This is a genomic window from Sulfitobacter brevis, assembly GCF_900112755.1.
Taxonomy (GTDB): Bacteria; Pseudomonadota; Alphaproteobacteria; order Rhodobacterales; family Rhodobacteraceae; genus Sulfitobacter; species Sulfitobacter brevis.
The window spans coordinates 24,154-37,501 of sequence record NZ_FOMW01000001.1; the positions used below are offsets into that span (position 1 = coordinate 24,154).

Sequence of the window (13,348 nt, forward strand, 5' to 3'; positions counted from 1 at the left end):
CGCGCAAGCCGGACTTTGGGTGCTCCCCTTTCCTTGAGCAAACTACCGCGCTATTCTTAACCAAACGTGCATGTGCATTTCCCCTGATTTTGAACTGAGTTAAGCTATCGCAATGAAGCCAAATTTTGCTCTTTCCCTGTCGTTCGATGGCATCCGGCTGCTACACCGCACCGCTGGTGGCTGGCGCCTTGTCGGTGAGGTCGCCCTTGAAGCCGAGGATATGGCCGCCGAACTGGCCATGCTGCGCAAGACAGCAACCTCTCTCGAACCCGGCGGAGTGCGCTCCAAGATACTGATCCCGAACGGACAAATCAAATACCTCACCATCCAGACACCCGGCGCTGAGCAGCCTAAACGCCGCGCGGCGGCTACCGAAGCATTGGCGGGGGCGACCCCCTATGCCGTCTCCGAGTTGGTGTTTGACATCAGCACCGAGGGGCCGCGCACGCATATCGCCGCCGTCGCCCGCGAGACGCTGGAAGAGGCCGAAGCCTTTGCGGTCGAGCACCGTTTCCACCCCGTCAGCTTTGCTGCCATGCCCGAGGATGAGACATTTGTCGGCGAGCCGTTCTTTGGCTTGACCGAAACCTCGGGGACCCTGCTGGAATCGGGCGAGAAGGTCGAGCCCGACAGTGTCGCAGTGGTTGTCGTCGGCGATAGCAAAACCGCCGATCATGACACCGCTCCAGCGCGGCAAGAAGGAGCTGACAAGGCGTCTGGGACCGTCGTGGCGGCGGCTATGGCTGCGCCGGATGAGCCTCCAGCATCCGCGCCAATTGAAATACCCGAGCCTGCGAACGCACCAATCCCTGCGGACCCGACGCCCGATTCTGTACCGGACGAACTGCCGCAGCCGACAGATCCGACGCCACCGGCAGCGCCCAAAAAAACGCCCGAGGTTCCCGCAGACCCGACGCCGGCGCCGACCCCGCAAGAAGCGCCACAACCAGCGGAGCCTGATCCGGTTGCGCCGCCCGCCGAAGTGCCTTCCCCTGTCGCGCCGCAGCCAAAGTCGCCGCCGCTGGAGAGCCCAACACCACCCGCGCCCGAAACCCGCGCCGCAACGGCATCGCAGCCCGTCGGTGTCGCGCTGCGCAACGGCCCGCAACTCCCCCCCACCCATCCAGCGGCTAAGCCGCCTGCCCCCCAAAGCCCACCGGTAAAACCGTCTCTGGGCGCGGCAAACCGTGCGGGCAACGCAAGCAAACCCAGCGCGCCCGCTGTCGCCGCCTCAAAGCCTGCGACGGCGAATGTCGATCCACTGGCGATCTCCACCGGTTTCATCAGCCGTCGCGGGGCAGAGAATGCCCCGGCCTTGGGTGCTGCAAAACCGGTTGTGCCCGATGCGGTCCGTCCGGTACCGGCTGTTGCCTTGTCTGCCAGCAAGGCGCAGAGCAGCAACACGCCTCCAACCGCCTCAACCGAAAGCCCTGCCCCCGCCGCTAAGGCAGGTTTCCTGAGCCGCCGCAAACTCAAAGCAGCAGGTACCCAGCCCCGCAAAGCCGAGCAATCCGCACCGACAGGCCGTGCCGCCGCCCGCGCCAGCGAAGCAGAGCGGATGACTGTTTTCGGGGCCCGCCGCAGCGCTGGCATCGGAGGAAAGCCGCGTTTCCTCGGGCTGATGCTGACCTTGGCGCTTTTGGTCTTTCTGGCTGGCGTCGCAGCATGGGCCTCGGTATTTCTCGATGACGGGCGCGGCATTTCGCGTCTCTTCGGGGATCGCGCTCCCAAAACGGTGACGGCTCCGACATCCGAAGACGCGGCTATTGCGCCACAGGCTGCTCTGGTTCCCCAACCCGCTCCTGAGAACCCCGTAGCAACAGTCGAGACTGCCTCGCTCGAACCGGGACTGAGCGACGAAGACGGCGCGATACTGGATGCTTTGAGCGAACCTGTCCTGCCCGAGCCAGATACACCCCCGACAGAAGCCGAGATCGACGCTAAATATGCCGCGACCGGCATCTGGATGTACGCGCCCAGCGTCCCGCCCGAACCTGCGGGGCTGATTGATATCGAAGACCTTTATCTGACCTCGATTGATCCGGTTAGCACCTCCACCGATGCCGTCGCCTTGCCTGCGGCGGAAAGCTTTGCCTCCGATCTGCTGCTGGCTTCGCTGAGCTCGCCTGCAGCTGCGGGTACGAATTTCGCGCTTGGCCCCGACGGCATGGTGATCCCGACGGCCCAAGGCGCCATCAGTCCCGATGGCGTCACCGTTTACCTTGGTCGCCCTGAAAAAGTGCCGCCAGCGACCATGGCACGGTTCCAAGCGGTGCCACAGGAAACATCGGTCGCGGCAGAGCAATCGGCGCTTGCCGCTTTTCGCCCGAAAACAAGGCCCGAAGATCTTGAGGAAACCACGGAGCGCTCCCAGCTTGACGGATTGACCCGCAGCGAATTGGCCGATTTCCGTCCAGCTTTGCGCGCCAAATCTTTGCAAGAGGCCGCGCAGGAGGCGCTAAACGCCGAAAAGGTAGAACAAGCCGCAGTTGTGTCGGCGCAGGACACCCGTGCAGCCGTCGCCGCAGCCCTGCTCAGCCCGCCGGTAGTGCCGGAACCTGAGGTCGTCCCGACAGTGGGGGCAGATGCCACTAAATTCGCAGTCGCCTCTTCGGTGCGCCCCGATACCCGCCCACGCAACTTTGGCCGCTTGGTCAAACGCGCCGAAAAACTCGCGCCGCGTGAGGAAACAGTTGTCGCCAGCGCGGCCGCCGTAGCGCCACGGGTGGTGCAGCCTTCGATCCCCTCTAAAACTTCGGTGGCCAAACAGGCGACCACAAGTAATGCGATCAACCTGCGCAAGATCAACCTGATCGGCGTCTATGGCAAACCCTCCGAGCGCCGCGCGCTGGTCCGGCTTGGCAATGGCCGCTATCAAAAACTGGTTGTTGGCGACAAAATCGACGGGGGGCGCGTGTCGGCCATCGGCGACAGCGAATTGCGCTATTCCAAAGGCGGGCGCAATGTCGTCCTGAAGATGCCAAACACTTAATACTCAACCGACAGCCAGCGCGGCAGCTACGCACACCTGCGGCTTTTGCCCCCGCCACGTAAAAAAGGGGGCAGTCATCCCGCCCCCTTCATCACAGTTTATATAATCGCATTAGCTTTCAGCGAGTTCACCACTGTCGATCTGCTCCTGCTCGATGCTCTCAAACAGCGCTTTGAAGTTGCCCTCGCCAAAACCATCATCGCCTTTGCGTTCAATAAATTCGAAAAAGATCGGCCCGATCACGGTTTTCGAGAAGATTTGCAACAAAATACGGGTTTCGCCGCCATCTACCACACCTTCGCCGTCAATCAGAATGCCGTGCTTCATCATCCGCTCCAGCGGCTCGGTATGGCCGGTGACACGGTCGCGGCTCATCTTGTAGTAGGTCTCGGGGGGGCCCGGCATGAACTTCAGGCCATTTTCAGCAATCGCGTCGGTGGCGTCGTAAACGTTGCGCGCCCCGACCGCGATGTGCTGGATGCCCTCGCCGTTATATTTCTTGAGATAGGCAACGATCTGGCCCTTCTCGTCGCGATCTTCGTTGATCGGGATGCGGATCCGTCCACAAGGCGAAGTTAGCGCACGGCTGGTCAGGCCGGTGAACTTGCCCTGAATGTCGAAAAACCGGATTTCGCGGAAGTTGAACAGGTCGCCGTAGAACCTGAACCACAGATCCATGTTGCCCTTAAACACATTGTGGGTGAGGTGATCGAGATAGTAAAATCCGACACCTTCAGGCTTGGATTGCGCGATCCAGTCGTACTCCCAGTTATAGGGTGACGTGTCATAATATTGATCGACGAAATAGATCAATGACCCGCCGATGCCCATGATCGCGGGCACATCCAGCACCTTGCCGTCGCCTGTGTACTCTTCCGCCCCCTTCGAGACCGCGTGTTCCAACGCTTTCGCTGCATCGACCACACGCCAGCCCATCGACGGCGCACAGGGGCCGTGTTCCTGCACGAACTTTGCGGCGAAACTGTCGGGATCGGCGTTCAGTACATAGGTGATGTCGCCCTGCTGCCACAGCTCGATCTTTTGGGTTTTGTGATTGGCCACATGGACATATCCCATGCGGGTAAACACATCGCGCAATTCCTGTGGATCGGGGCTGGCGAATTCTACAAACTCGAACCCGTCGGTTCCGGCAGGGTTATCGGACGAAATCACAGTTTTGGCGGCGTCATGTGGGAACGGACCCATGGGCGGTCTCCTTTTTAAGCAATTGGTGGAAATATATCCAAGAAAATGCGCAGGTTTTGCGCTTTCTCCTGCAAGCACCTAGCCATTTTCGCAAAATTACCGCACAATCATCGAATTAGACGCGGAGTTTACGCATGCCATTGGACGAAACCGACACGCGCCTGCTGACAGCGCTCCAGAAGGACGCACATCTGACCGCCCAAGAATTGGGCGAGCGGTTGAATATGTCGGCCTCGCAAGCGGGGCGCAGACGCCAGCGGCTGGAGGAGCACGGCTATATTCGCGGATACGTCGCGCGGCTTGATCCGGTGCGGTTGGGGCTGAATGTACAAGGCTTTGTGCAGGTCCATCTCGGCACCCACGGGCCGGAGCACTCTGCCAGTTTTGCGCGGCTTCTCGCCACGCGGGCTGAAATAGTCAGCGCCTGGACGATGACCGGGGATGCGGATTATCTGCTGAGGGTCTATTGTAGCGATCTACCAAGTCTGAACACCCTGATCCACGAGGTCCTCCTGCGCCACCCTGCCGTTTCGCGCGTGCACAGCCAGATTGTGATGGACCAACTGAAACCCGACGGGCCGCTGCCCACCTAAGACACTGGGGCCGCCCCCGAAAGGACCGACATGGAAGGTTTCCTGTTCCAAGCCACCATCTACCTCGCCGCTGCGGTGATCGCGGTGCCTATTGCCGCCCGATTGGGGCTGGGGTCGGTGCTGGGTTATCTGGCTGCGGGGATCATGATTGGTCCGGTGCTGGGGCTGGTCGGCTCGGAAACCAAGGACTTGCAGCACTTTGCCGAGTTTGGCGTGGTGATGATGCTGTTTCTCATCGGGCTGGAGCTTGAGCCCCGCGCCCTGTGGGACATGCGGCACCGATTGCTGGGCTTGGGCGGCTTGCAGGTTGTGCTCTCCACAGCGGCGCTGATGGCGATTGCCATGGCCTATCAGCAACCGTGGAGCGTCGCCTTGGCGATCGGCCTGACCCTGTCGCTGTCTTCGACCGCGATCGTGCTGCAAACCCTGTCGGAAAAGGGGCTGATGCAGACTGGCGGCGGGCGCTCGGTGTTTTCGGTGCTGCTCACACAGGATATCGCGGTGATCCCGATCCTCGCGTTTCTGCCGCTGCTGGCCATTGCAGTGCCGATGGGCATGTTGCCGGACGGATCAATCTCGCTGGATGCTGAAACGGTGGAAAGTGCTCATGGCGTCGCCGAGGCAGGCCACGGCTCCGATGCCGCACATGCCGCCTTCAGCTATGTTCAGGGCTTGCCCGGTTGGGGAATTACACTCGCGACGCTGGGCGCGATTGCCGCGATTATCTTTGTCGGCGTGTTCTTCACCCGCCCTGTATTCCGGTTTATCCATTCCGCCAACCTGCGCGAGATGTATACCGCGCTGGCATTGCTGATCGTCGTCGGCATTTCATTCCTGATGATGCTCGTCGGGTTGTCGCCTGCACTTGGGGCGTTTCTCGCGGGTGTGGTTCTCGCCAGCTCAGAATTTCGCCACGAGCTTGAGACCGACCTTGAGCCCTTCAAGGGCCTGCTTTTGGGGCTGTTCTTCATCACCGTGGGCGCAGGCATCAACTTCGAGCTTTTGGTCTCCAAGCCCGTGATCATCCCCGGCATTGCGGTGCTGGTCATCGTGGTGAAGGGGTTGATCCTTTATGGACTGGGCTGGATATTTAAGATGCGCGGCCGCGACAGGTGGCTGTTTGCGCTGGCGCTGGCGCAGGCCGGTGAATTCGGTTTCGTGCTGGTCAGCTTTTCGGTGACCACCGGCGTGATCCCCAATGAAATCGCCGAAACCCTGTTGCTGGTGATTGCGCTGTCGATGCTGATCACCCCGCTTCTGTTCATCCTCTATGACACGATCAGCACGCGGATGGAGGAAAGCGGCGTAATAACACCCGACGAGATCGACGAAGAAGGTCCGGTGATCATCGCGGGTGTGGGCCGTTTTGGCCAGATCGTGAACCGCATTGTACAGGCCAGCGGCTTTCGCACTGTTGTCTTGGACGTGAACCCAGAAACCATCGCGGTGATGCGCCGTTTTGGCTTCAAAGCTTTTCTCGGCGATCCGACACGGCCCGATATCCTGCGTAAAGCCGGGCTTAAAAACGCCCGCGTACTGGTGGTGGCCTTGGATGATCCCAAATCAGCGCTACAGCTGATCGCCTATGCCCGCAAACAGCGCCCCGATCTGCATATCGTCACCCGCGCCCATGACCGGACGGACGTCTACCGCCAGTATCAGGCAGGCGCCAATGACATCGTGCGCGAGATGTTTGACAGCAGCCTGCGTGCGGGCCGCTATGTGCTGGAGAATATGGGGTTGTCTGAGTACGAAGCCTCGGAAGCGCAAAAGTTGTTTTACACCCACGACCGCGCCTCGGTCCGTGAGTTGGCAGCGCTCTGGCGTCCTGACGTGCCGCCGTCCGAGAACAAGGCCTATGTGGCACGTGCCAAGGAATTGCAGAAAGACCTCGAAACCGCCTTTCTCAATCGTGGCGACGAGGACGATAAGAAACGCGCCTGATACCCGGTCGGGTGCACATCAATCGCGTGCAGTGTGTCAGGTATCGCTGACACCAGCCTCGGCAAAGGTCGCCATCCCGACGTGGCAGGCCACAGCGCCCTTGAGCACCCCAATCGCCAGCGCCCCGCCCGAGGCTTCGCCTAAACGTAGGCCAAGCTGCAAGAGCGGTGCCTTGCCTAAAGCCTCCAACAAGCGGGCGTGGCCGCCCTCAGCGCTCAGGTGTCCCGCGACCGCGTGATCAAGCGCGCCTGCATGGCTCTGTGCGAGGCAAAGGGCCGCCGCACAGCAGATAAACCCGTCGAGGATCACCGGAATACGCAGTGCCCGCGCCCGCGCAATTGCCCCGACCATGCCGGCCAGCTCCCGCCCGCCAAGACGGCGCAGGGTTTCAAGCCCGTCGCCCTGACCGCCATGCAATGCCACGGCCTCGGCGACAACGCGGGTTTTTAGCGATAGGCCCGCATCATCGACGCCCGTACCACGGCCCGTCCAATCCGCAGCTTCCCCACCCAACAACGCACAGGCCAATGCTGCCGCCGAGGTGGTATTGGCGATGCCCATCTCACCGACGACCAGCAAATCCGCTTGCGGGTCCACCGCATCCCAGCCCGATTGCAGGGCGGCCACGAAGGCTTCCTCGTCCATCGCAGGGGCCTTGGTAAAATCTTCGGTGGGCGCATCCAGATCGAGCGAGACCACGTCCAGCGACGCACCGACCGAGCGGGCAATCTGGTTGATTGCCGCACCGCCGGTCTGGAAGTTCATCACCATCTGCGCGGTGACTTCCGCCTGGAACGCCGAGACGCCGCGTGCCGCGACCCCGTGATTGCCAGCGAATACAATCACCTGCGGGGCCGAAATCTCGTTGGCCGCACCACCACGCCAACCGCGATACCAGATCGCAAGGTCCTCCAGCCGCCCCAAGGCACCGGGGGGTTTGGTCAACTGCCCGTCCCGCGCTGCTGCGGCATCCTGCGCGGCAACGTCGACCGCAGGCTGGCTGGCAAGGAGCGCACGAAACGCCGCGAGGGTGGCAAAGCTGTGGGACATGGGGAAAGCTCGATTTGCAGTTTGAGGTTGTTTCGTGTCTAGCCTTAGGTTGGACAGACGAAAAGGGCAGGAAAGTCGGAATGATTGACAGAAGCGACATCAGCAGACTGGCCGCGGCCTATCGTCCGCAGGATTTGTTGACAGCGCTTGGCCTGCTGACCCGCCTGCCTTTGCCCGTAGATACCAATACTTCCCCGGACGGGCGGGCAATGGCAGCGGCGGCTTGGGCCTATCCGGTGGCGGGGTTTGCGGTCGGGCTGGTTGCAGTCGCGTTCGGCTCGGTGCTGGCCGCGCTCTCGGTCGCGCCGCCGGTGGCGGCACTTTTCGTCATGGCGACGATGATTTTGCTTACCGGCGCGATGCACGAAGACGGGCTGGCCGATTGCGCTGATGGATTTTGGGGCGGTTGGGATCGTGACAGGCGGTTGGAAATCATGAAAGACAGCCAGATCGGCACTTACGGCGTGATCGGTTTGGCCTTGTCGCTGGGGCTGCGCTGGATGGTGCTGACCTTGCTGATCGAACAAGGCGCACTGGGGATCGGGTTGCTGGGCGCTGCCGTTATATCCCGCGCCGCGATGGTATGGGTGATGTACCACCTGCCAAACGCCCGCGCTGTCGGCCTGTCGCGGCTGACCGGACGGCCCGACCAAGCCGCCACGGGTGGCGCAATCGTGCTCGCTGTGCTGATTTCTCTCTGGGTTGCAGGACTGGGTTTTTTCTGGCTCTTGGCAATAGCAGCGGCAGTTGCCTTTGGCTCAGCACAGATTGCACGACGTAAAATCGGCGGGCAGACCGGTGATGTGTTGGGGGCAATCCAGCAATTGGTCGATCTGGCGGTTTTGGTCACACTGACCACGATGATCGGGTAGACTTGGGTACTTCAGCCAGCGCAAAAAGCAAAAGGCCGCCCCCGAAGGGACGGCCATTGGAACTCACTTGCAGCCAGATCAGGCGGCGACGCGGCTTTCCAGCACATCACCGACCTGCTTGGCAGCGGCCAACTCGTCACCCCCACCAACAGCGGCAACTTCGCGGGTCAGACGCTCAAGCGCTGCTTCATAAAGCTGACGCTCGGAATAGCTCTGCTCGCGTTGGTCATCGGTGCGGTGCAGATCGCGGACCACTTCGGCAATGGCAATCAGATCGCCGGAATTGATCTTTTGTTCATATTCCTGTGCGCGGCGCGACCACATGGCCCGTTTGACCTTGGCTTTACCTCTAAGGGTTTTCATCGCATGGGTAATCACGTCAGGGCTCGATAGAGCGCGCATGCCAATCTCGGTGGCCTTGTGGGTTGGCACCCGCAGGGTCATCTTGTCTTTTTCGAAAGAAATCACGAAGAGTTCCAGCGTAATGCCAGCGACTTCCTGCTCTTCAACCGAAACAATTTGACCCACGCCGTGCGCGGGATAAACGACGAACTCGTTAGGGCGGAATTCAAGCTTTTTCGACTTAGTCATGTACAGGCTCCTATACGCGCGGGGGCTCCCGCTCTTGATGTCATGCATTGATACAAACGGCACAGACAACTGCGGGCAGCGGTCAAGGGCGACCGCGTCCGGCACTTCGGGTTAGATTATCGGCGTCAACCTATGCAGCTTGGTTGATGGTTTCCCATGTCGTGTGATGGTCCGTTTGGATCAGGCTTGCCCTACTATACCACAGAATCGGCCCCACTGAAAGCTGCCGCAGCGTCACTGCAATCAACAATCTTAGTTATCAGCCGTTTACAGCCGCAAGAACAGCCTTCTTGACCCGAATCACAGTGATTCGGCGCCTCAGCCGCCCTCGCCCGGCGCTTCGGAGAAATATTTCTCCAGCTTGCCGCCCTCGCCATCGCGCTCTTCAGCTTCAGGCAGGGGGTCTTTTTTGGTGATAATAACAGGCCAAAGCTCGGAATACTTGCGGTTGAATTCAACCCATTTCTCGGCTTCCGGCTCGGTATCAGGGCGGATCGCGTCGGCAGGGCACTCGGGCTCGCAGACGCCACAATCGATACATTCATCCGGATGGATGACCAGCATGTTTTCGCCTTCATAGAAGCAATCTACTGGGCATACCTCGACACAGTCGGTGTATTTGCAGGCAATGCAGGCGTCATTTACGATATATGTCATGCAGGGTTCTTCAATCTATCCGGTGCGCTTACCGTCTAGCTAATTCAGGGTGCAGGATCATTCAAGGTGCCGCGCCTTGGAAAGATCAAGCTGCCTGCGGTCACGTTTTGTCGGGCGACCCTTTCCTTCAAACGCGGGATTCTCCGGTGGTTTGTCCTTGTCGCGCGGCTGTGGCGGGGACAGATCTTCGTATAGGGCCTGTGCCTCAGCCGCCGGACCGCGCCGCACCCCAATACCAACCAGCCGGATCACGCGAATATGATCGCCAAGCGCAAAGGTCAGGACGTCCCCTGCTCCGATGGTCGCGGCGCGTTTTGAGGTGAGGGTGCCGTTGATGCGGATGTCGCCGGCCTGCACACGTGCGGCGGCCAGCGACCTTGTCTTGAAAAACCGTGCATGCCAGAGCCATTTGTCGACCCGTAATTTGGCAGCAGGTTCCGCGCTCACTTATTTGCCATCCTTCAACCCCATCAGGGCTGCGGCAAAGGGGTTGTCGGGATCAATCTGCTTTTCCCGACGGGGCGGCTGGGCCGAGAATTTTTGCGGCTTGTCCGACTTGTCGCCACCGCGCGGTGCACCTTTGCGGCCCTTGCCTTGCGGTTTGCCTTTGCCTTGACCTGCGGGACGCTCGCCACCGCGCCCGCGTGCGGGCTGGTTGCTGCGTGCAGGGCGGGCCCAGGTGAAGGTGTAAAAGCTCTCCACTTCGGCTCCGGCAATATCGGCATCGGCTGCCGTGCCTTGGGGCGTCTCGGTTTCCGACATATCAGGGATATGATCGTCCACTTCGGGATCAGCCTCAAGTTCCTCGGCAATCGGCGCCAAACCTTCGTCGACGATCGCTGCCACTTCGGCAGACGTGTCATCCGCTTCGGGCGCTGAGGGCTGTTCGATGATACCGCCTGCGGGCTGCTCTGCCGCAATATCCATGATCGGACGATCCGCATCTGCTTCTGGCGTGTCGTCGAGCGTCTTCTCGGCGACCACTGCATCCGCCTCAGGGGCCATTGCCTCAAAGGTACCGTCATGGGGCATCGTGGTGTCGACAGGCTTCACCTTGGTGCGCTCGGCTTTTTCGGCTTTATAGCCCAAGCCTTGCATCAGGTCGGCAAACTGCTCCAGCGTCATGCCGGTGATCGACAGCATATCGGCCTTGGCTTCAAACCCGCCACGCGAATCTTCTGTGCGCAGCATATCGGCCAGACGCTCCAGCATATCGATGCGGATCGCACGGGTGCCCGCGTTGCGGTAGCCCGACATCGTGTCGGCACCGGCGGGCGCACCTGCATCCACAGGAATGGTCACCAGGCCCGGGGGCGGCGATTCGGGGAACTCCGACAGACCTTGTGACAGCGACCACAGCACCAAACGCAATCGCGTTGGCGCAGGCTTCAGCAGCAAAGGCATGAACACGGTAAACTGGCCAAAACGCAGCCCGTGCTTGCGCAGCGCGCCCCGTGCTTCCTGATCCAGCGCCTTCACATCATCTGCAACCTGCGCCCGTGGCAAAATGCCAAAGCTCTCGATCATCCGGAAAGCAAAGCCCTTGGCTATACCATTGAGGCTATCGTCTTTGCCAAGCGCCAGCAGCGGCTCGAACAAGGCGGCAATCTTTCGGTCCACGAAGTGCTGGAGCCGGCGTTTGACCTTCTCCGCGACTTCGGGGCCTGCAACATCATCAACGAAAACATCAACCTGCGGCTTTAGCGGGTCACTGCCTGTCGACAATTTGCCAACCGCAGACTTGCCCCACATCAACCCGCCCTGTTCGGTAAAGTCGATTTCGGTGTCGGGTGCGTTATAGAACCTGTCGGCCCGCAAATGGAACTGGGGGGCCAGCGCCTGTAAGGCCGCAGATTTAATCGTGCGGTCCTCGGCGGCGCCTGCACCCTTATCCGCGCGGAAACGGAACCCGTCCAGCTTGCCTACGTATTCACCTTCAACGGTGACTTCACCGGTATCATTCACTTCGGCCACCATGGCTTCCTTCTGTCCAAGCCGGCGCAAAAGTACGGATGTGCGCCGATCTACAAATCTTTGTGTCAGACGTTCGTGTAGAGCGTCTGACAAGCGGTCTTCTACGACACGGGTTGCACCGCGCCAATGGCTTTCGTCCCTTGTCCAACCTTTGCGCTGCGCGACATAGGTCCACGTCCGGATAAAGGCCAATCGTTTAGACAACGCATCAATGTCGCCATCGGTTCGATCAATGCGCTTTATTTGTCGCGCCAACCAGTCATCAGGCAGGTTCCCTGACTGATGCAGGTAGTTAAATATCGTCTCCAACAGCCCCGCATGTTCGGAATTACTGATACCACGAAAGTCGGGAATCCGGCAAACATCCCACAGCAACTTGACCGATGGGCCGTCACTGGCGCGAGCAAAAACCTCGTCTACCTGCGCCAGCGACTTGAGCGCGCGCAGATCGTCGGCCTCTCGCGCGCGGACCAATCGCTCATCATCGGGGGGCATCTCGAGGGTCGAGATCAGACGGTCGATGCTGCCAAATTGCAGCGCGTGATTGCGCCAGTTGATCTTGTTCTGGGGCGTGAAGGAATGGTCCATGATCGCGCGGGCCACCTGATCATCCAGCGGCGCGGTATCGCCCGTGACGCCGAATGTGCCGGACTTAAATCCGCGCCCTGCCCGTCCCGCGATCTGCGCCAGCTCGTTGGGCGCCAAGGGGCGCATCCGCCGCCCGTCAAACTTGGATGTGGCCGAGAATGCGACGTGATCGACATCGAGATTGAGCCCCATACCGATGGCATCGGTGGCGACAAGATAGTCAACCTCGCCGTTTTGGTACATCGCCACCTGCGCATTGCGGGTGCGCGGGCTCAGCGCCCCCATAACCACGGCGGCACCGCCCTTCTGGCGGCGGATCAGCTCGGCGATGGCATATACATTCTCAACCGAAAACCCGACTATTGCACTGCGCGGACGCATCCGGCTTATCTTTTTCTGACCTGAATAGATCAATTCGCTCATGCGTTCGCGGCGCATGAACTGGACGTTCGGAACCAGAGCCGCGATCGTTCCGCGCATCGTATCCGAGCCTAGAAACTGCGTTTCATGCAGCCCGCGACTGCGTAAAAGACGGTCGGTAAAGACATGGCCGCGCTCGGGATCAGCGCAAAGCTGGATCTCGTCTATTGCAAGAAAATCGACGCCCATCCCCTCCGGCATCGCCTCAACGGTACAAACCCAATACTGGGTACGCGGCGGTACGATCCGCTCCTCGCCCGTGACCAAAGCCACCACCGACGGCCCGCGCAGATCAACGATCCGGTCATAGACCTCACGCGCCAGCAAGCGCAGCGGCAGACCGATCACCCCTGTGCGATGCGCCAGCATACGTTCAATCGCATAGGTGGTCTTGCCAGTATTTGTCGGGCCTAAAACAGCCACGACACGCGCGTCACTTTTCACACGGAACTCCCGTCAAA

General features: G+C 60.4%; 10 protein-coding genes. 4 read left to right on the forward strand and 6 right to left on the reverse strand.

Annotated elements, in window-relative coordinates:
• Nucleotides 1-112: 112 nt before the first annotated feature.
• Nucleotides 113-2,992: a hypothetical protein gene (locus tag BM174_RS00175; RefSeq protein ID WP_093921814.1), complete on the forward strand. Its 2,880-nt coding sequence runs from the start codon at nucleotides 113-115 to the stop codon at nucleotides 2,990-2,992.
• 111 nt (nucleotides 2,993-3,103) lie between these two features.
• Here the strand turns inward: BM174_RS00175 and hppD are convergent, their stop codons facing one another.
• Nucleotides 3,104-4,198 carry a 4-hydroxyphenylpyruvate dioxygenase gene (hppD, locus tag BM174_RS00180; RefSeq protein ID WP_093921815.1) on the reverse strand — a complete coding sequence of 365 codons (1,095 nt, stop codon included), beginning with the start codon at nucleotides 4,196-4,198 and terminating at the stop codon, nucleotides 3,104-3,106.
• 134 nt (nucleotides 4,199-4,332) lie between these two features.
• Between hppD and BM174_RS00185 the strand changes: the two genes are divergently transcribed.
• On the forward strand, nucleotides 4,333-4,791 hold the full coding sequence (locus BM174_RS00185; protein ID WP_093921816.1) for an Lrp/AsnC family transcriptional regulator: 459 nt from the start codon (nucleotides 4,333-4,335) through the stop codon (nucleotides 4,789-4,791).
• A 30-nt stretch (nucleotides 4,792-4,821) separates the two neighbouring features.
• Nucleotides 4,822-6,735, forward strand: coding sequence for a cation:proton antiporter domain-containing protein (locus BM174_RS00190; protein WP_093921817.1), 1,914 nt, complete (start codon nucleotides 4,822-4,824; stop codon nucleotides 6,733-6,735).
• A gap of 36 nt (nucleotides 6,736-6,771) precedes the next feature.
• On the opposite strand, the gene cobT is transcribed toward BM174_RS00190, so the two are convergent.
• Entirely contained in the window at nucleotides 6,772-7,785 is a 1,014-nt protein-coding gene (cobT, locus tag BM174_RS00195; RefSeq protein ID WP_093921818.1) for a nicotinate-nucleotide--dimethylbenzimidazole phosphoribosyltransferase, read from the reverse strand.
• 80 nt (nucleotides 7,786-7,865) lie between these two features.
• On the opposite strand from cobT, the gene BM174_RS00200 reads away from it, so the two are divergent.
• Nucleotides 7,866-8,657, forward strand: coding sequence for an adenosylcobinamide-GDP ribazoletransferase (locus BM174_RS00200; protein WP_093921819.1), 792 nt, complete (start codon nucleotides 7,866-7,868; stop codon nucleotides 8,655-8,657).
• Between the two features lie 78 nt (nucleotides 8,658-8,735).
• Here BM174_RS00200 and BM174_RS00205 read toward each other — a convergent pair whose 3' ends face one another.
• The 4 genes from BM174_RS00205 to BM174_RS00220 all read right to left on the reverse strand — a co-directional run bounded on the left by BM174_RS00205 (nucleotide 8,736) and on the right by BM174_RS00220 (nucleotide 13,331).
• A complete protein-coding gene (locus BM174_RS00205; protein WP_093921820.1) occupies nucleotides 8,736-9,248 on the reverse strand; it encodes a CarD family transcriptional regulator in 513 nt (170 codons plus the stop codon).
• Nucleotides 9,249-9,566: 318 nt separating this feature from the next.
• Complete coding sequence (fdxA, locus tag BM174_RS00210; protein WP_093921821.1) at nucleotides 9,567-9,905, reverse strand: ferredoxin FdxA; 339 nt, start codon at nucleotides 9,903-9,905, stop codon at nucleotides 9,567-9,569.
• A 57-nt stretch (nucleotides 9,906-9,962) separates the two neighbouring features.
• Nucleotides 9,963-10,352: an RNA-binding S4 domain-containing protein gene (locus tag BM174_RS00215; RefSeq protein WP_093921822.1), complete on the reverse strand. Its 390-nt coding sequence runs from the start codon at nucleotides 10,350-10,352 to the stop codon at nucleotides 9,963-9,965.
• The gene (locus BM174_RS00220) at nucleotides 10,353-13,331 is read right to left on the reverse strand and encodes a helicase-related protein (protein ID WP_245766215.1); all 2,979 of its coding nucleotides are present in this window, start codon (nucleotides 13,329-13,331) and stop codon (nucleotides 10,353-10,355) included.
• Nucleotides 13,332-13,348 lie beyond the last annotated feature (17 nt).

Bases quoted from the DNA above. Each gene is read 5' to 3' on its own strand.
- fdxA (WP_093921821.1), bottom strand. From the start codon at position 9,905: ATGACATATATCGTAAATGACGCCTGCATTGCCTGCAAATACACCGAC.
- hppD (WP_093921815.1), bottom strand. From the start codon at position 4,198: ATGGGTCCGTTCCCACATGACGCCGCCAAAACTGTGATTTCGTCCGAT.
- cobT (WP_093921818.1), bottom strand. From the start codon at position 7,785: ATGTCCCACAGCTTTGCCACCCTCGCGGCGTTTCGTGCGCTCCTTGCC.
- BM174_RS00190 (WP_093921817.1), top strand. From the start codon at position 4,822: ATGGAAGGTTTCCTGTTCCAAGCCACCATCTACCTCGCCGCTGCGGTG.
- BM174_RS00175 (WP_093921814.1), top strand. From the start codon at position 113: ATGAAGCCAAATTTTGCTCTTTCCCTGTCGTTCGATGGCATCCGGCTG.
- BM174_RS00185 (WP_093921816.1), top strand. From the start codon at position 4,333: ATGCCATTGGACGAAACCGACACGCGCCTGCTGACAGCGCTCCAGAAG.
- BM174_RS00200 (WP_093921819.1), top strand. From the start codon at position 7,866: ATGATTGACAGAAGCGACATCAGCAGACTGGCCGCGGCCTATCGTCCG.
- BM174_RS00205 (WP_093921820.1), bottom strand. From the start codon at position 9,248: ATGACTAAGTCGAAAAAGCTTGAATTCCGCCCTAACGAGTTCGTCGTT.